The organism is Variovorax sp. J2P1-31, from assembly GCF_030317215.1.
Lineage (GTDB): Bacteria > Pseudomonadota > Gammaproteobacteria > Burkholderiales > Burkholderiaceae_C > Variovorax.
In genome coordinates, this window is sequence record NZ_JASZYA010000002.1 from 547,415 (window position 1) to 565,381 (window position 17,967).

Here is a 17,967-nt window from a genome sequence, read left to right on the forward strand (position 1 = left end):
CCGATATGGCAAGCAAACGATTCGCCTCCAACGTCGATGTCGCCGCATCCCTGCGCCGCTTCGGCGAACAGTTCCGTGGCCTGAACCCCAACGATCCTTCCGTCTGGCCGGCCGCGCCGCGCTACGCGCTGTGCGTCGCCGTGACCGTGCTGGTGCTGGTGGCGCTGTGGTTCGTCTGGCTGACCAACGCCAACGACGAGCTCGAGACCGAGCGCGCCACCGAAGTCACGCTCAAGGCCGACTACCAGAAGAAGGTCGCCCAGGCGGCCAACCTCGACCTGCTCAAGAAGCAGCGCGAACAGGTGCAGCAGTACGTGACCCTGCTCGAGAAGCAGTTGCCCAGCAAGGCCGAGATGGATGCCCTGCTGTCCGACATCAACCAGGCCGGCCTGGGCCGCAGCCTGCAGTTCGAACTGTTCCGCCCGGGCCAGGTGGCGGTCAAGGACTACTACGCCGAGCTGCCGATCGCGCTGCGCGTGACCGGGCGCTACGACGACATGGGCGCCTTCGTGGCCGACGTGGCCAACCTCTCGCGCATCGTGACGCTCAACGACCTGTCGATCGCGCCGCAGAAGGACGGGGCCCTGACCATGGACGCCACGGCCCGCACCTACCGCTACCTCGACGACGAGGAACAGGCCAGCCAGCGCCGCGCCGCGACCGCGGGAGCGCAGAAGAAATGATGATCCGCCTCAAAGCCCTGGGACTGTGCGCCGCGGCGCTGCTGCTGAGCGGTTGCTGGGGATCGGAACAGGACGACCTGCAGCAGTGGATGGTCGAGGAGCGGGCCAAGGTGCGGCCCGCGGTGCCGCCGATCAGCGAGCCGAAGAAGTTCACGCCCCAGGCCTACACCGAGGGCACGACCCTCGATCCCTTCAACAGCCAGAAGCTCACGCAGGCCCTGCGGCGCGACTCCGCGCAGCCCAGCAGTTCGGGGCTGATCGGGCCCGAGCTGGCACGGCGCAAGGAAGCGCTCGAAGCCATGCCGCTGGACTCGATGGCCATGGTCGGCAGCATGAACCGCGGCGGCCAGCCGGTGGCGCTGGTGATGGTCGACAAGCTGCTGTACCAGGTGCGCGTGGGCAACTACCTGGGGCTGAACTACGGGCGCGTGACCCGTATCGGGGAAACCGAACTGGCCTTGCGGGAAATCGTGCAGGACGCCGCCGGTGAGTGGATCGAGCGCGTGGCGACGTTGGAATTGCAAGAGAGGTCGAAATGAGTCAGCAGAAATCAACCCTGGCACGGTGGCTTCGCGCCGCGGGCCTCTCCCTTGCCGCGCTGAGCGCCGTGGTCGCGGCGCATGCGCAGAACGCGATCGAATCGGTGACCACCTCGATGCAGTCCGGCGCCGAAGTGGTGCGCATCGACCTCACGCAGCCCCTCGCCGCGGCGCCCCCGGGCTTCGCGATCCAGACGCCGGCGCGCATCGCGCTCGATTTTCCGGGCGTGACCAACGGCATCGGCCGTTCCGCCGTCGAGGTGAACCAGGGCAACCTCCGTTCGATCAACGTGGTCCAGGCGGGCGAACGCACGCGCCTGGTGTTGAACCTCAAGCAGGCGACCGCCTACAAGACCGAGATCCAGGGCAAGTCGCTGCTGGTGTCGCTGGAGCCCGTGGCCGGCGCCGCGCTGGTGACCTCGACCTCGAGTTCGGCCGCGTTCGCGGAGAACCGCAACCGCGACACCCTGCCGCTGCGCGACGTCGACTTCCGCCTGGCGTCCGAACGCACCGGCCGGGTGATCGTCGACCTGGCCAACAACCAGGTGGGCGTGGACATCCGCCAGCAGGGCAAGAACCTGGTGGTCGAGTTCACCAAGTCGACGCTGCCCGAAGGCCTGCGCCGCCGCCTCGACGTGGCGGATTTCGGCACCCCCGTGCAGCTGATCACCACGCAGCAGGTGGGCGATCGCGTGCGCATGACGATCGAGCCCAGCGGCGACTGGGAGCACAGCGCCTACCAGAGCGAGAACCAGTTCGTGGTCGAGGTGCGGCCGCGCAAGGTCGACCCGACCAAGCTCACGCAGGGCGTGGGCTACAGCGGCGAGAAGCTGTCGCTGAACTTCCAGAACATCGAGATCCGTTCGCTGCTGCAGGTGATCGCCGATTTCACCAACTTCAACATCGTCACCTCGGATTCGGTGACCGGTGCGCTCACGCTGCGCCTGAAGGATGTCCCCTGGGACCAGGCGCTGGACATCATCATGCAGGCCAAGAACCTGGGCATGCGCAAGAACGGCAGCGTGCTGTGGATCGCGCCCAAGGACGAAATCAACGCCAAGGAAAAGATGGAGTTCGAGGCCAAGGCGGCCATCGAGACCCTCGAGCCGCTGCGCACCCAGTCGTTCCAGCTCAACTACACCAAGGCGCTGGTGATTGCCGAAGGCCTGACCGGCACCGGCGCCTCGGCCGGCGGCGGTGGCAGCGGTGGCGGCACCACCTCGCGCCTGCTGAGCGCACGCGGCAGCGTGATCGCGGAGTCGCGCACCAACCAGATCTTCGTCTCCGACGTGCCCTCGCGCCTGGCGCGGGTGGCCGAGCTGATCCAGAAGCTGGACATCCCGGTGCGCCAGGTCTTGATCGAGGCGCGCATCGTCGAGGCCTCGGACACCTTCGGCAAGTCGCTGGGCGTGCGCCTGGGCGGCGGCATCATCAACACGCGCAGCACCGTCGGCGCGATGCCGGTGGTGACCTCGAACCCGGTCGTCAACGGCGGCTTCACCAACCAGCCCAGCGCCACCACGACCTTCACCAACTCGAACTTCGTGAACCTGCCGTCCACCGGTGTGGCGGGCAACGGCAATGCGCCGGGCACCTTCGCCGTGTCGCTGTTCAACTCGAGCTTCTCGCGGCTGCTGAACCTGGAGATCTCGGCGCTCGAGGCCGACGGCAAGGGCAAGGTGGTGTCCAGCCCGCGCGTGGTCACGGCGGACCAGACCAAGGCCCTGATCGAGCAGGGCACCGAGCTGCCCTACCAGGTCGCGACCTCCAGCGGCGCCACCTCGATCGCCTTCCGCAAGGCCAACCTCAAGCTCGAGGTCACGCCGCAGATCACGCCCGAGGGCAACATCATCCTGACGCTGGACGTCAACAAGGACACGGTCGGCCAGGCCACGACGGCCGGCTTCGCGATCAACACCAAGCACGTGCAGACCGAAGTGCTGGTGGAGAACGGCGGCACGGTGGTCATCGGCGGCATCTTCGAGATGACCGAGAACAACAACGAGTCGCGCATCCCGCTGCTGGGCGAACTGCCCTACCTGGGCACGCTCTTCCGCACGCGTGACCGGACGTTCAACAAGACCGAAATGTTGGTCTTCATCACGCCGAAGATGATCACTGACCGCAATGCGGCACGTTGATCGCAGCATCCAAACAGGAGTCGAGGGAAAAAATGAAGTATGTGAGCGGATTGAAGATCGGGGCTGCCGCGTTCGCGGCGGCGATGCTCGTGGCGGCATGCGGAGGTGGTGGCGGGAGCCCCAGCGTTCCGACCAGTGGTGGCGGCAGTGGTACGCCCACAACCCCCACGCCCACTCCGACGCCGGACCCCACACCCACGACGCCGTTGGCTGCGGATCTCATCGTTTCGCTGGACAAGGCGGTGATCAACAATTCCGGCACCGACAAGGCCGTCCTCACGGTGACGGCCGTGGACAGTGCGCGCAACGTGGTGCCTGCGGCCGCGGTTTCGGTGTCCCTCGACAACAACGCTGTCTTCACGCCCACATCGGGCTCGGTGACGGGCACTGACGGGACGTTCTCGGGCAGCATCGGCGCAGGCAGCGACAAGTCCAACCGCTTGGTCCGCTACACCGTCAAGTCCGGCACGATCTCGAAATCCGGAACCGTGGGGATCTCGGGCATCGCCATCACCGCCGCCGCTGTGCCTGCCACGCCGCAGCCGGGACAGACCTTCACCTTGACCGTGAAGGTCAAGGACTCGGCCGGCAACGCCGTGCCTGGAGCCGCCGTGACGGCGAGCGGTATCCCTGGCTACACCTTTCCTGCGGCCCAGACCACCAATGCCGGCGAGGTCGCCTATTCGCTGACCGCCCCCGCGACCGATGGCACCTATCCCATCTCCGTCCAGGCCGCAGGTGTCACCAGCTCGGTCGATATCCGTGTACAGACCTCCGGCTCCACCACCATTCCTCCTGCGGTGGGCCCGGTCACGAGCGTGAGCGCGATCGCGACCCCGGTTGTCGTTGCGACCAATGCGGCCGGCAGCACGGTGAATCAATCGGAGATTCGCGTGCTGTTCCTGAAGGCGGGCAACAACCGCCTTCCAAACATGCGGGTCCGCTTTTCGGTCATCAGCAGCGCGCTGCCGGGCGAGTCGCTGAGCACCGGTTCGGCACTGGTGTACAGCGATGAAGCGGGTGCGGCGCGCACTTCGTACATCGCTTCGACGAGCCCCAGTCCGAACAATGGTGTGCTCATCCGGGCTTGCTACGACGTCAACGACTTTGCGGCCAACGCTTGCCCGAACAGCGTGACGACCCAACTCACCGTGGCGTCGAACCCGGTCAATCTGACGATCGGCGCGGACAACGTGATCACGAAGACGGCGAGCGGCATTTCGTACATCAAGAAGTTCGAGATCCAGGCGGTGAATGCGGCGGGCAACTACGCCGCGGACGTCCCTCTTTCGGCAGTGGTGGATGTGCTTGGCTACTGGAAAGGCACCGTCGCAGGAAGTCCTCCCACCTTCAACACGGAGGACTACACGGTGATTCCGGCTGCGGGTGGCGCACCCATTCCGTACAAATGGTGCCCCAACGAGGACGTGAATCGCAATGGCGTGCTCGACACGGATCCGACCGCGGTTCCACCCACGACGGAAGACACGAATGGCGATAAATTCCTCACGCCACGGCAATCGGACGTCGCCATTGGCTTCCCAAGCAGCAATCGAACGGATGCCACGGGTCTGGCGACCATCCAACTGCAGTATCCGCAGAACGTGGCGACCTGGCTGCGCGTGAAAATCACGGTGACGGCAGGCGTGAGCGGCAGCGAAGGCGCTGCAAGCTACATTTACGTCCTTCGGGCGGCGCAGGAAGATGCGGGCAACGGCGCGTTCCTCACGCCGCCCTATGGCAGTAACACCGGCACAGGCCCAGGACAAGGTTGCAGTACTCCGAATTAAGCGAACAACGCGGCAGGCCGATCGTCTTGATCGGCTTGCCGGGCTCCGGGAAATCCAGCGTTGGGCGTCGATTGGCGCAAAGGCTGGATTTCGGCTTTTCGGACTCCGATACCGTGATCGAGCAGCGCCTCGGCTGCTCCATCCGCGACTATTTCGAGCGCGAAGGCGAGGCCGCCTTCCGCGATGTCGAGCAGCAGGTGCTGGCCGAGCTGGCGGCGTCCGTGCAGGGCGTGGTGGCCACCGGCGGCGGTGCGGTGCTGCGCGAGGCGAACCGGCGGGCGCTGCAGGATCACTTCCATGTGATCTACCTGCGCTCCTCGCCCGAAGACCTGCTCAAGCGGCTGCGCCACGACACCAAGCGGCCGCTGCTGCAGGTGGCCGATCCGCTGGCGCGGTTGCGCGAACTGCACGACCAGCGCGACCCGCTCTACCGCGCAACCGCGCACAGCATCGTCGACACCGGCCGGCCCTCGATCGCCATGCTGGTCAACACCATCGTGATGCAGCTCGAGCTGTCGGGCATCGTGACGCCCCCGCCGCCCGCGGCCGGCGGCGAGCCCGTCGCCTGAGGGGGCAAGGCCCTAAACTTGGGGCCATGCCCCAGCCTGAATCCATCGCTTCGCCCCAGCGCGTCGACATCCGCCTCGGCGACCGCAGCTATCCCATCCTGATCGGCGCCGGCCTGCTCGGCGACCCGTCGCAGTTCGACGCGGTGCCCGCCGCCGCCAGCGCCCTGATCGTCACCAACACCACGGTGAGCCCGCTCTATGCCGAAGCGCTGCAGAAGACGCTCGCCGGGCGCTTCCGGACCGTCCACGTGCTCGAGTTGCCCGACGGCGAGGCGCACAAGGACTGGCCCACGCTCAACCTGATCTTCGATGCGCTGCTGCAGCAGGGCAGCGACCGCAAGACGGTGCTGTTCGCACTGGGCGGCGGCGTGGTCGGCGACATGACCGGCTTCGCGGCCGCGAGCTACATGCGCGGCGTGCCCTTCGTGCAGGTGCCGACCACGCTGCTCGCGCAGGTCGATTCCTCGGTGGGCGGCAAGACCGCGATCAACCATCCGCTGGGCAAGAACATGATCGGCGCCTTCTACCAGCCGCAGCTGGTGCTGTGCGACCTGGCGACGCTCGCCACCCTGCCGGCGCGCGAGCTCAGCGCGGGCCTGGCCGAGGTCATCAAGTACGGCCCGATCTACGACATGGCCTTCTTCGACTGGATCGAGGCGAACATCGACGCGCTGATGGCCCGCGACCCGGCGGCGCTCGCGCATGCGGTGCGGCGCAGCTGCGAGATCAAGGCCGAGGTGGTGGGGCAGGACGAGCGCGAGGCCGGCCTGCGCGCGATCCTCAACTTCGGCCACACCTTCGGTCATGCGATCGAGTCGGGCCTGGGCTACGGCGAGTGGCTGCACGGCGAGGCCGTGGGCTGCGGCATGGTGATGGCGGCGCAGCTCTCGCAGCGCCTGGGCGGCGTCGACGCGGCCTTCGTGCAGCGGCTGACGACGCTGGTCGAGCGCGCCGGCCTGCCCACCGTCGCGCCGAAGCTCGGCGCCGAGCGCTACCTGGAACTGATGCGCGTCGACAAGAAGTCCGAGGCCGGCGAGATCCGTTTCGTGCTCATCGACAAGCCCGGTTCGGCCGTGATGCGCCCGGCGCCCGACGCGCTGGTGCGCGAGGTGCTGGCGCACTGCGGCGGCGCCTGAAGAGACGCTGCCATGGCGCCGGTCGAATCCTCCTTCACCGATGGTCCCGCGGGGCGGCTGGCGCCCTACGCCAGCCATGCGGCCGCGTCGCGCGGCCGCCGCCATCCGGAGCCGCCCGCGCCCACGCGCGATGCCTTCCAGCGCGACCGCGACCGCATCGTCCATTCCACCGCCTTCCGCCGGCTGGTCTACAAGACCCAGGTCTTCCTCAACCACGAGGGCGACCTGTTCCGCACCCGCCTCACGCACTCGCTCGAGGTGGCGCAGCTCGCGCGCTCGATCGCGCGCGCGCTGCGGCTCAACGAAGACCTGGTCGAGGCGATCGCGCTGGCGCACGACCTGGGCCACACGCCCTTCGGCCATGCGGGCCAGGACGCGCTCGACGACTGCATGGCCGGCCATGGCGGCTTCGAGCACAACCTTCAGAGCCTGCGCGTGGTCGACACGCTCGAGCACCGCTACCCGCAGTACGACGGCCTGAACCTGAGCTTCGAGACGCGCGAGGGCATCCTCAAGCACTGCTCGCGAGCCAATGCCGAGCGCATCGAGGCGGCCGAGCCCGGCGGCGTGGGCCGGCGCTTCCTCGAGCGCACCCAGCCCAGCCTCGAGGCGCAGCTGTGCAACCTGGCCGACGAGATCGCCTACAACGCGCACGACATCGACGACGGCGTGCGCTCGGGCCTGATCAGCATCGCGCAGCTGGGCGAGGTCGAGCTGTTCGAGCGCTACCGGCGCGAGGCGTTGGCCGAGCACCCGACGCTGGGCGGGCGGCGCGTGCTCTACGAGACCATCCGCCGCATGCTCAGCGCGCAGGTCTACGACGTGATCGACGCCACCCGCGCGGCCGTCGAGGCGGCCGCGCCGGCCGATGCCGACGCGGCCCGGCGCGCCGATCCGCTGCTGCGCTTCAGCGACGAGATGCGCGCGCAGTCGATCGTGCTCAAGCGCTTCCTGTTCGCCAACCTCTACCGCCATCCGCAGGTCACGCAGACCACGGGCCAGGCCAAGGTGATGGTGCGCGAACTGTTCACCGCCTACCTGGAACGCCCGGCCGAGATGCCGGACTCGTTCGCGGGCCGACCCGACGTGGCGCGCGCGGTGGCCGACTACATCGCCGGCATGACCGACCGCTTCGCGATGCGCGAGCACGAGCGCCTGACCGGGCGCGCCTGGCAGGCCTGAGCATGGCCGCGATCGCCCCTGTCGCGCGCCCGCGCTTGCCGGCCGCCACGCTGGCCGTCGTCGCGGCCGGCGTCAGTGCCGCATTGCACCTGGGCAAGCTGCCGCCGGCCGTGCCGGCGCTGCAGGCCGCGCTGGGCATCGACCTGGTCGAGGCGGGCTTCCTGCTGGCGCTGGTGCAGATGGCGAGCATGACGCTGGGCCTGGCCGCCGGCCTGGCCTCCGACACCATCGGGCTGCGCCGCAGCATGCTCTGGGGTCTGGCGCTGCTCACGCTGGCCAGCCTGGCGGGCGGGGCGATCGGTGCCGCCGCGCAGCCCGGCGCCCATGCGGTGCCCGCGCTGCTGGCGCTGCGTGCGCTCGAAGGCCTGGGCTTCCTGCTGGTGGTGATGCCGGCGCCGGCGCTGATCCGTGCCACCGCGCCCAGCGGCGCGGAGAAGAGCGCGCTCGGCTGGTGGGGTGCCTACATGCCGCTGGGCGTGGCCTCGGCGCTGCTGGTGGGGCCGGCGCTGATCGCGGCCCTGGGCTGGGGCGCCTGGTGGTGGGCGCTGGCCGGCGTGTCGGCGGCCGCGGCGTGCTGGGTGGCGGCCAGCGTACCGGCCGATGCCGCCGCACCGCCGACGCAGGCCGAACCATGGCCGGCCCGGCTGCGCGACACGCTGCGCGCGCCCGGCCCCTGGCTGCTGGCGGCCGCCTTCGCGGTCTATTCGGCCCAGTGGATGGCGGTGATCGGCTTCCTGCCTGCGATCTATGCCGAGGCCGGCGTGCCCGTGGCCTGGAGCGCGGTGCTCACGGCCGGCGCCGCGGCCATGAACATCGGCGGCAACCTGCTGGGCGGCCGGCTGCTGCAGCGCGGCCTGGCGCCCGAGAAACTGCTGCGTTGGGGCTACGGCGCGATGGCGCTGGGCGGCGTCGCGGCCTTCCTGCAGTTCGGCGACGGCCTGCTGGCCGCCGGCCTGCCGCCCGCGCTGCGCTACGCCGCGGTGTGCGCCTTCTCCTTCGGCGGCGGCATGGTGCCGGCCACGCTGTTCGTGCTGGCGCTGCGTTTCGCGCCCGGGCCCGGCACCGTGTCGACCACGGTCGGGCTGATGCAGCAGGCCTCGGCGCTGGGCCAGTTCTGCGCGCCGCCGCTGGTGGCCTGGCTCGCGCACCGCGCGGGCGGCTGGCAATGGACCTGGGCCGTGACGCTGGCCTGCGCGCTGGCGGGCATCGCGCTCGCGGCCCGGCTGAGGCCGGGGCCATCGACACAAGGAATCCACGCATGAACGACACGACTGCGACAATCACGGCCGCGCAGGCCGAAGCCGACACGCGACGCTGGCTCGAGCGCGCGGTCATCGGCCTGAACCTCTGTCCGTTCGCCAAGGCGGTGCACGCCAAGGGCCAGGTCCACTACGCGGTGCACCTGGCCGCCGACGACGATGCGGGTTTGCTCGACCTGCTGATGGCCGAGGCCCAGGCGCTGGTCGACCGGCCGGCTTCCGAACGCGACACCACCCTCCTGATGGCACCCCACACCTTGGCCGACTTCCTGGATTTCAACGACTTCACCGAACGCGCCGAACGCCGCCTGGCCCGCGCGGGCCTCGAGGGCACGCTGCAGCTCGCGAGCTTCCACCCGCGCTTCCAGTTCGGCGGCACCGAGCCCGACGACATCGGCAACGCCACCAACCGCGCGCCGTACCCCACGCTGCACCTGCTGCGCGAGGAGAGCATCGACCGCGCGGTCGAGGCCTTCCCCGAGGCCGAGGTGATCTTCGAGCGCAACATCGAGACGCTGGAGGCGCTGGGCCCGGCCGGCTGGGCCGCGCTCGACGTGGGCGCGGGAGCCGCACGATGAGCCGCCCCGACCACAAGACCGGCAAGGCCGCCAAGGCCGAGGCCGACGTGCAGGAGGCGCTGCGGCCCGGGCAATCGATCGAGCTGCTCAAGGAACTGCACATCCTCACGCGCGAAGGCCGGCTCAACCAGGATTCGCGCCGCAAGCTCAAGCAGGTCTACCACCTGTTCCAGTTCATCGAGAAGCTGCTGCGCGAACTGCCGGAGCAGGGCCGCCACGCGACGCTGGCCGACCACGGCGCGGGCAAGTCCTACCTGGGCTTCATCATCTACGACCTGTTCTTCCGCGCGCTCGACGGCGGCCATGTCTACGGCATCGAGACGCGCAGCGAACTGATCGAGAAATCGCGCGCGCTGGCGCAGCGGCTGGGCTTCGACCGCATGGCCTTCCTGAACCTGACCGTGGCCGAGTCGACCCATGCCAGCGAGCTGCCGGCGCAGATCGACATCGTGACGGCGTTGCATGCATGCGACACCGCCACCGACGACGCGATCGCCTTCGGGCTGGCCAAGCGGGCGAAATACATGGTGCTGGTGCCCTGCTGCCAGGCCGAAGTGGCGGCCTGCCTGCGCGAGACCAAGGCGCTGTCGCTGTCGCGCACGCCGCTGGCCGAGCTGTGGCGCCATCCGCTGCACACGCGCGAGATCGGCAGCCAGCTGACCAACGTGCTGCGCTGCCTCTACCTCGAGGCCCAGGGCTACCAGGTCACGGTGACCGAACTCGTCGGCTGGGAGCACAGCATGAAGAACGAGCTGATCATCGCGCGCCGCACCGGCCAGGCGAAGGCCAGCGCCGCCGAGCGCCTGCGCAGCCTGCTGGCCGAATTCGGGCTGAGCGCTCTGCTGCAGACGCGTTTCCGGCTGGACTGAGCGGAAAAGGCCGCGCGCCGCCATGGCCCGACTGCCCCGACTCACGCTGGCGCAGCAGCTGCACCACGTGATCCAGCGCGGCAACAACCGCCAGCCGATCGTCGTCGACACCGCCGACCGCGAACGGCTGGTCGCGCTGTGGGCCGAGCACGCACCGCGCTTCGGCGTGGCGCTGCACGCCTACGTGCTGATGGACAACCACTTCCACCTGCTGGTCACGCCGTCCACCGCCGAAGGCCTGCCGCAGTTCATGCAGGCGGTGGGGCGCAGCTATGTGCGCAGCTTCAACGACCGCCATGCGCGCAGCGGCACGCTGTGGGAAGGGCGCTACCGCGCGACCGTGCTGCAGGCCGAGCGCTACCTGCTGCCCTGCATGGTCTACCTCGACCTGAACCCGGTGCGCGCCGGTCTGGTTCCGGAGGCGCGCGACTTCGCCTGGTCCAGCCACCACCACTACGCGGGCCTGCGCAGCGACCGCTTCCTGTCGCCGCATCCGCTGTACTGGGCGCTGGGCAACACGCCCTTCGCGCGCGAGGCGGCCTATGCGGAGCGGGTGCGCGAAGGCAACAGCGCCCCGGAGCAGACGCTGCTGACCGACGCGGCGCTGCAGGGCTGGGCCGCGGGCGACGAGCGCTTCCTGGCGCAGCTGCAGCAGGCCACGCCGCGGCGGCTGGTCAAGGCGCGGGCCGGGCGCCGGCCGAATCCTCCGGCCGTTTGATTCCTTGTTCGGGGCCCGATCGGGCTGCCTCGGGCATCCCGTCGCCCATTGTTTGATATGTCCCTAATTAATACCTCACCAAAAAAGTCAGAAAATAATATGAATCTGACCCCATTTAATCTTCTTGGCATTATTTGTGCAACGCAATATCCTCCGATTCCCTGCGAGAGATCCCGCGATAAATTGAAGGAGTGCGCCCCATGACGACGGATGTCGAGATCCAACACCTGGAACAGCACGGGCTGTATTCGTCCAGCAACGAACACGATGCCTGCGGCCTCGGTTTCGTCGCCCACATCAAGGGCGAGAAGCGCCACGACATCGTGACGCAGGCCCTCAAGATCCTCGAGAACATCGACCATCGCGGCGCCGTCGGCGCCGACAAGCTGATGGGCGACGGCGCCGGCATCCTGATCCAGATCCCCGACGCGCTGTACCGCGAGGAGATGGGCAAGCAGGGCGTCGAACTGCCGCCTTATGGCGAATACGGCGTCGGCATGATCTTCCTGCCCAAGGAACATGCCTCGCGCATGGCCTGCGAGCAGGAGATGGAGCGCGCGATCAAGGCCGAAGGCCAGGTGCTGCTGGGCTGGCGCGACGTGCCGGTCAACCGCGAGATGCCGATGTCGCCCGCGGTCAAGAAGACCGAGCCCATCCTGCGCCAGGTCTTCATCGGCCGCGGCAGCGACGTGATCGTGCAGGACGCGCTGGAGCGCAAGCTCTACGTGATCCGCAAGACCGCGAGCGCCAACATCCAGAACCTGGAGCTCAAGCACAGCAAGGAATACTACGTTCCGAGCATGTCCAGCCGCACGGTGGTCTACAAGGGCCTGCTGCTGGCCGACCAGGTCGGCGTGTACTACCTCGACCTGTCCGACGAGCGCTGTATCTCGGCCATCGGCCTGGTGCACCAGCGCTTCTCGACCAACACCTTCCCCAAGTGGCCGCTGGCCCACCCGTACCGCTATGTCGCCCACAACGGCGAAATCAACACGGTGCGCGGCAACTACAACTGGATGAAGGCGCGCGAGGGCGTGATGTCCTCGCCGGTGCTGGCGGCCGACCTGAAGAAGCTCTACCCGATCAGCTTCGCCGGCCAGTCCGACACCGCGACCTTCGACAACTGCCTCGAACTCATGACCATGGCCGGCTACCCGATCAGCCAGGCCGTGATGATGATGATCCCCGAGCCCTGGGAGCAGCACACGACGATGGACGAGCGCCGCCGCGCGTTCTACGAATACCACGCCGCGATGATGGAGCCGTGGGACGGCCCGGCCTCGATCGTGTTCACCGACGGCCGCCAGATCGGCGCCACGCTGGACCGCAACGGCCTGCGCCCCTCGCGCTACTGCGTGACCGACGACGACCTGGTGATCATGGCCTCGGAATCGGGCGTGCTGCCCGTGCCCGAGCACAAGATCCTGCGCAAGTGGCGCCTGCAGCCCGGCAAGATGTTCCTGATCGACCTGGAACAGGGCCGCATGATCGACGACGACGAGCTCAAGGCCTATGTCGTCAACACCAAGCCCTACAAGCAGTGGATCGAGAACCTGCGCATCAAGCTCGACAGCGTCGATGCGCCGCCGGCCGAAGTGCCCGCCAACGCCGTATCGCTGCTCGATCGGCAACAGGCTTTTGGTTATACGCAGGAAGACATCAAGTTCCTGCTGAGCCCGATGGCGCAGGCCGGCGAGGAAGGCATCGGCTCGATGGGCAACGACAGCCCGCTGGCCGTGCTCTCGAGCAAGAACAAGACGCTCTACAACTACTTCCGGCAGATGTTCGCCCAGGTGACGAACCCGCCGATCGACCCGATCCGAGAAGCGATCGTGATGTCGCTCAACAGCTTCATCGGCCCCAAGCCGAACCTGCTGGACATCAACCAGGTCAACCCGCCGATGCGGCTCGAGGTGAGCCAGCCCATCCTCGACTTCGCCGACATGGCCAAGCTGCGCAACATCGAGCAGCACACGCAGGGCAAGTTCCGCTCGACCACGCTCGACATCACCTACCCGGCCGACTGGGGCCGTGAAGGCGTCGAGGCCAAGCTCGCCTCGCTGTGCGCCGAAGCCGTCGACGCGATCAAGGGCGGCAGCAACATCCTGATCGTGAGCGACCGCGGCGTGAGTGCCACGCAGGTCGCGATTCCCGCCCTGCTGGCCTCGAGCGCGATCCACCAGCACCTGGTACGCGAAGGTCTGCGCACCACGGCCGGCCTGGTGGTCGAGACCGGCAGCGCGCGCGAGGTGCATCACTTCGGCGTGCTCGCGGGCTACGGCGCAGAGGCGGTCCATCCCTACCTGGCGATGGAAACGCTGGCCTCGCTGCACGCCGAGCTCTCGGGCGACCTGTCGGCCGAGAAGGCGATCTACAACTACGTGAAGGCGATCGGCAAGGGCCTGTCGAAGATCATGTCCAAGATGGGCGTGAGCACCTACATGAGCTACTGCGGCGCGCAGCTGTTCGAGGCCATCGGCCTCAACAACGACACGATCGGCAAGTATTTCTCGGGCACCGCCAGCCGCGTCGAAGGCATCGGCGTGTTCGAGATCGCCGAGGAAGCGCTGCGCATGCACGCGGCCGCCTTCGGCGACGACCCGGTGCTGGCCAACATGCTCGACGCCGGCGGCGAGTACGCCTGGCGCACCCGCGGCGAGGACCACATGTGGACGCCCGACGCGATCGCCAAGCTGCAGCACAGCACGCGCGCCAACAACTGGAGCACCTACAAGGAATACGCCCAGATCATCAACGACCAGAGCCGTCGCCACATGACGCTGCGCGGCCTGTTCGAGTTCAAGATCGACCCGAGCCAGGCGATTCCGGTGGAAGAGGTCGAGTCGGCGGCCGAGATCGTCAAGCGCTTCGCCACCGGCGCGATGTCGCTGGGCTCGATCTCGACCGAGGCGCATTCGACGCTGGCCGTGGCCATGAACCGCATCGGCGGCAAGAGCAACACCGGCGAGGGCGGCGAGGATCCGGCGCGCTACCGCAACGAGCTCAAGGGCATCCCGATCCAGCAGGGCGACACGCTCAAGAGCGTGATCGGCGACGCCAATGTCGAGGTCGACCTGGCGCTCAACGCCGGCGACTCGCTGCGTTCGAAGATCAAGCAGGTGGCCTCGGGCCGCTTCGGCGTCACGGCCGAGTACCTGTCCTCGGCCGACCAGATCCAGATCAAGATGGCCCAGGGTGCCAAGCCGGGCGAGGGCGGCCAGCTGCCCGGCGGCAAGGTCACCGAGTACATCGGCAAGCAGCGCTACTCGGTGCCGGGCGTGGGCCTGATCTCGCCGCCGCCGCACCACGACATCTACTCGATCGAGGACCTGGCCCAGCTGATCCACGACCTGAAGAACGTCGCGCCGCACGCCAGCATCAGCACCAAGCTGGTCAGCGAAGTGGGCGTGGGCACGGTGGCCGCGGGCGTGACCAAGTGCAAGAGCGACCACCTGGTGATCGCCGGCCACGACGGCGGCACGGGCGCCTCGCCCTGGTCCTCGATCAAGCATGCGGGCGGCCCCTGGGAGATCGGCCTGGCCGAGACCCAGCAGACGCTGGTGCTCAACCGCCTGCGCGGCCGCGTGCGGGTGCAGGCCGACGGCCAGATGAAGACCGGCCGCGACGTCGCCATCGGCGCGCTGCTGGGCGCCGACGAATTCGGCTTCGCGACCGCGCCGCTGATCGTCGAGGGCTGCATCATGATGCGCAAGTGCCACCTCAACACCTGCCCGGTGGGCGTGGCCACGCAGGACCCGGTCCTGCGCAAGAAGTTCTCGGGCAAGCCCGAGCACGTCGTCAACTACTTCTTCTTCATCGCCGAGGAAGTGCGCCAGATCATGGCGCAGTTGGGCATCCGCAAGTTCGACGACATGATCGGCCGTGCCGACCTGCTCGACATGAAGAAGGGCATCTCGCACTGGAAGGCCAGCGGCCTCGATTTCAGCCGCCTGTTCGCGCTGCCGAACGTGCCGGACGACGTGCCGCGCTTCCATGTCGAGAACCAGGACCACGGGCTCGAGCACAACCTCGATACCAAGCTGATCGAGAAGTCGCGCGCGGCCATCGACAAGGGCGAGAAGGTGCAGTTCATCGAGGTCGCGCGCAACGTGAACCGCACCGTCGGCGCCAAGCTGTCGGGCGCGCTCACGCGGGTCCATCCCGAGGGCCTGCCCGACGATTCGATCCGCATCCAGCTCGAGGGCACGGGCGGACAGTCCTTCGGCGCCTTCCTGGCCCGCGGCATCACGCTGTACCTCATCGGCGACGCCAACGACTACACCGGCAAGGGCCTGTCGGGCGGCCGCATCGTGGTGCGCCCGAGCCTGGACTTCCGCGGCGAAGCGGTGCGCAACACCATCGTCGGCAACACCGTGATGTACGGCGCCACCACCGGCGAGGCCTACTTCTGCGGCGTCGCGGGCGAGCGCTTCGCGGTGCGCCTGTCGGGCGCGACGGCGGTCGTCGAAGGCACGGGCGACCACGGCTGCGAGTACATGACCGGCGGCACGGTGGCCGTGCTCGGCAAGACCGGCCGCAACTTCGCGGCCGGCATGAGCGGCGGCGTGGCCTTCGTCTACGACGAGGACGGCCAGTTCACCTCGCGCTGCAACCTGTCGATGGTCTCGCTGGAGAAGGTGCTGACCACGGCCGAGCAGACCGCCAGCATCAAGCCGTCGATCTGGCACAACGGCCTGACCGACGAGGCCCAGCTGCGCAAGCTGCTGGAAGACCATCACCGCTGGACCGGCAGCAAGCGCGCGCGCGAACTGCTCGACGACTGGACCGTCTCGCGCACCAAGTTCGTGAAGGTGTTCCCCAACGAATACAAGCGCGCGCTGGCCGAGATCCACGACCGCAAGGCGCTGGCCGCGGCCAGCGGCAACGACGCGCACGCCGCCGTGGCCGCGGGCACCGCGCGCAAGACCGCGGCCGTCTGAGCCGTCCGCACGTAGAAACAAGAAACAAGGAAAGCACGATGGGAAAGATCACCGGCTTCATGGAGTACGAGCGCGTGGAAGAGGGCTACAAGCCCGTCGAGGAGCGCCTCAAGCACTACAAGGAATTCGTCGTCGGCCTCGACAAGGACCAGGCCAAGGTCCAGGGCGCGCGCTGCATGGACTGCGGCACGCCGTTCTGCAACAGCGGCTGCCCGGTCAACAACATCATCCCGGACTTCAACGACCTGGTGTACCGCGACGACTGGAAGAACGCCTTCGCGGTGCTGGACTCGACCAACAACTTCCCCGAGTTCACCGGCCGCATCTGCCCCGCGCCCTGCGAGGCGGCCTGCGTGCTCAACGTGAACGACGATGCGGTGGGCATCAAGTCGATCGAGCATTCGATCATCGACCGCGCCTGGGACGAGGGCTGGGTCCAGCCGCGCGTGGCCAAGCACAAGACGGGCAAGAAGGTTGCCGTGGTCGGCGCCGGCCCGGCCGGCATGGCCGCGGCCCAGCAGCTGGCGCGCGTCGGCCACGACGTGACGCTGTTCGAGAAGAACGACCGCGTGGGCGGCCTGCTGCGCTACGGCATTCCCGACTTCAAGATGGAGAAGTCGCACATCGACCGCCGCGTCGCGCAGATGCAGGCCGAGGGCGTGACCTTCCGCACCGGCGTGGTCGTCGGCGCCGCCAAGGACACGCTGGGCAAGGGCTCCAAGGTCACCAACTGGGCCAAGGAAACCGTCACGCCCGAGCAGCTCGACAAGGAATTCGATGCGGTGCTGCTGACCGGCGGCGCCGAGCAGTCGCGCGACCTGCCGGTGCCGGGCCGCGACCTCGACGGCATCCATTTCGCGATGGAGTTCCTGCCGCAGCAGAACAAGGTCAACGCCGGCGACAAGCTCAAGGGCCAGCTGCGCGCCGACGGCAAGCATGTGATCGTGATCGGCGGCGGCGACACCGGCTCCGACTGCGTGGGCACCAGCAACCGCCACGGCGCCGTCAGCGTCACGCAGTTCGAGCTGATGCCCGAACCGCCGGTGGAAGAGAACCGCCCGATGACCTGGCCCTACTGGCCGTACAAGCTGCGCACCAGCTCCAGCCACGTCGAAGGCTGCGAACGCGAGTTCGCGATCTCGACCAAGGAATTCATCGGCACCAAGGGCAAGGTCACGGGCCTGAAGACCGTGCGCGTCGAGTGGCAGGACGGCAAGATGGTCGAGGTGCCCGGCAGCGAGCAGGTGCTCAAGGCCGACCTGGTGCTGCTGGCCATGGGCTTCGTGAGCCCGGTCGCCGGCGTGCTGGAAGCCTTCGGCGTCGAGAAGGACGGCCGCGGCAATGCCAAGGCCACGGTCGACTTCAGCGGCGGCTACGCCACCAACGCGCCCAAGGTCTTCGCCGCGGGCGACATGCGCCGCGGCCAGTCGCTGGTGGTGTGGGCGATCCGCGAAGGCCGCCAGGCCGCGCGCTCGGTGGACGAGTTCCTGATGGGCTTCAGCGACCTGCCGCGTTGAGCTGCGTGGGGGCCCTCGGGCAATCCCATGGCGCGCCGCATTGAAT

13 protein-coding genes are annotated in these 17,967 nt (G+C 68.2%); all 13 read left to right on the forward strand.

Translation table 11 applies throughout. From position 1 onward, the window contains the following. Positions 1 to 5 precede the first annotated feature (5 nt). The 13 genes from QTI20_RS13655 (at position 6) to QTI20_RS13715 (ending at position 17,921) form a co-directional block, all read left to right on the forward strand. Positions 6 to 683 carry a type IV pilus inner membrane component PilO gene (locus QTI20_RS13655; protein ID WP_286551604.1) on the forward strand — a complete coding sequence of 226 codons (678 nt, stop codon included), beginning with the start codon at positions 6 to 8 and terminating at the stop codon, positions 681 to 683. Next, positions 680 to 1,222, forward strand: coding sequence for a pilus assembly protein PilP (locus QTI20_RS13660; protein ID WP_503011398.1), 543 nt, complete (start codon positions 680 to 682; stop codon positions 1,220 to 1,222). Before QTI20_RS13655 ends, QTI20_RS13660 begins: the two co-directional genes overlap by 4 nt. After that, positions 1,219 to 3,363 carry a type IV pilus secretin PilQ gene (locus QTI20_RS13665; RefSeq protein WP_286551608.1) on the forward strand — a complete coding sequence of 715 codons (2,145 nt, stop codon included), beginning with the start codon at positions 1,219 to 1,221 and terminating at the stop codon, positions 3,361 to 3,363. Before QTI20_RS13660 ends, QTI20_RS13665 begins: the two co-directional genes overlap by 4 nt. Before the next feature lie 32 nt (positions 3,364 to 3,395). Continuing rightward, positions 3,396 to 5,153 carry a carboxypeptidase-like regulatory domain-containing protein gene (locus QTI20_RS13670; protein ID WP_286551609.1) on the forward strand — a complete coding sequence of 586 codons (1,758 nt, stop codon included), beginning with the start codon at positions 3,396 to 3,398 and terminating at the stop codon, positions 5,151 to 5,153. A gap of 20 nt (positions 5,154 to 5,173) precedes the next feature. Then, positions 5,174 to 5,722, forward strand: coding sequence for a shikimate kinase (locus QTI20_RS13675; RefSeq protein ID WP_286553398.1), 549 nt, complete (start codon positions 5,174 to 5,176; stop codon positions 5,720 to 5,722). Positions 5,723 to 5,748: 26 nt separating this feature from the next. Further along, positions 5,749 to 6,858, forward strand: a complete 1,110-nt coding sequence (gene aroB, locus QTI20_RS13680; RefSeq protein ID WP_286551610.1) for a 3-dehydroquinate synthase — start codon at positions 5,749 to 5,751, stop codon at positions 6,856 to 6,858. Positions 6,859 to 6,870: 12 nt separating this feature from the next. Further along, complete coding sequence (locus tag QTI20_RS13685; RefSeq protein WP_286551612.1) at positions 6,871 to 8,040, forward strand: deoxyguanosinetriphosphate triphosphohydrolase; 1,170 nt, start codon at positions 6,871 to 6,873, stop codon at positions 8,038 to 8,040. 2 nt (positions 8,041 to 8,042) lie between these two features. Further along, positions 8,043 to 9,302, forward strand: a complete 1,260-nt coding sequence (locus tag QTI20_RS13690; protein ID WP_286551613.1) for an MFS transporter — start codon at positions 8,043 to 8,045, stop codon at positions 9,300 to 9,302. Then, positions 9,299 to 9,877, forward strand: coding sequence for a DUF1415 domain-containing protein (locus QTI20_RS13695; protein WP_219212719.1), 579 nt, complete (start codon positions 9,299 to 9,301; stop codon positions 9,875 to 9,877). Before QTI20_RS13690 ends, QTI20_RS13695 begins: the two co-directional genes overlap by 4 nt. After that, positions 9,874 to 10,746 (forward strand): class I SAM-dependent methyltransferase, encoded by an 873-nt coding sequence (locus QTI20_RS13700; RefSeq protein WP_286551614.1) that lies wholly within the window; start codon positions 9,874 to 9,876, stop codon positions 10,744 to 10,746. Before QTI20_RS13695 ends, QTI20_RS13700 begins: the two co-directional genes overlap by 4 nt. Positions 10,747 to 10,768: 22 nt before the next feature. Beyond that, a complete protein-coding gene (locus tag QTI20_RS13705; protein WP_286551615.1) occupies positions 10,769 to 11,464 on the forward strand; it encodes a transposase in 696 nt (231 codons plus the stop codon). A gap of 200 nt (positions 11,465 to 11,664) precedes the next feature. Continuing rightward, positions 11,665 to 16,404 carry a glutamate synthase-related protein gene (locus QTI20_RS13710; RefSeq protein ID WP_286551616.1) on the forward strand — a complete coding sequence of 1,580 codons (4,740 nt, stop codon included), beginning with the start codon at positions 11,665 to 11,667 and terminating at the stop codon, positions 16,402 to 16,404. 38 nt (positions 16,405 to 16,442) lie between these two features. Then, on the forward strand, positions 16,443 to 17,921 hold the full coding sequence (locus QTI20_RS13715; RefSeq protein WP_286574215.1) for a glutamate synthase subunit beta: 1,479 nt from the start codon (positions 16,443 to 16,445) through the stop codon (positions 17,919 to 17,921). Positions 17,922 to 17,967: the final 46 nt, after the last annotated feature.

What these genes read in the sequence shown, in the direction of transcription:
- QTI20_RS13655 (WP_286551604.1), top strand. Translation starts at nt 6, where the DNA reads ATGGCAAGCAAACGATTCGCCTCCAACGTCGATGTCGCCGCATCCCTG.
- QTI20_RS13660 (WP_503011398.1), top strand. Translation starts at nt 680, where the DNA reads ATGATGATCCGCCTCAAAGCCCTGGGACTGTGCGCCGCGGCGCTGCTG.
- QTI20_RS13665 (WP_286551608.1), top strand. Translation starts at nt 1,219, where the DNA reads ATGAGTCAGCAGAAATCAACCCTGGCACGGTGGCTTCGCGCCGCGGGC.
- QTI20_RS13670 (WP_286551609.1), top strand. Translation starts at nt 3,396, where the DNA reads ATGAAGTATGTGAGCGGATTGAAGATCGGGGCTGCCGCGTTCGCGGCG.
- aroB (WP_286551610.1), top strand. Translation starts at nt 5,749, where the DNA reads ATGCCCCAGCCTGAATCCATCGCTTCGCCCCAGCGCGTCGACATCCGC.
- QTI20_RS13685 (WP_286551612.1), top strand. Translation starts at nt 6,871, where the DNA reads ATGGCGCCGGTCGAATCCTCCTTCACCGATGGTCCCGCGGGGCGGCTG.
- QTI20_RS13690 (WP_286551613.1), top strand. Translation starts at nt 8,043, where the DNA reads ATGGCCGCGATCGCCCCTGTCGCGCGCCCGCGCTTGCCGGCCGCCACG.
- QTI20_RS13695 (WP_219212719.1), top strand. Translation starts at nt 9,299, where the DNA reads ATGAACGACACGACTGCGACAATCACGGCCGCGCAGGCCGAAGCCGAC.
- QTI20_RS13700 (WP_286551614.1), top strand. Translation starts at nt 9,874, where the DNA reads ATGAGCCGCCCCGACCACAAGACCGGCAAGGCCGCCAAGGCCGAGGCC.
- QTI20_RS13705 (WP_286551615.1), top strand. Translation starts at nt 10,769, where the DNA reads ATGGCCCGACTGCCCCGACTCACGCTGGCGCAGCAGCTGCACCACGTG.
- QTI20_RS13710 (WP_286551616.1), top strand. Translation starts at nt 11,665, where the DNA reads ATGACGACGGATGTCGAGATCCAACACCTGGAACAGCACGGGCTGTAT.
- QTI20_RS13715 (WP_286574215.1), top strand. Translation starts at nt 16,443, where the DNA reads ATGGGAAAGATCACCGGCTTCATGGAGTACGAGCGCGTGGAAGAGGGC.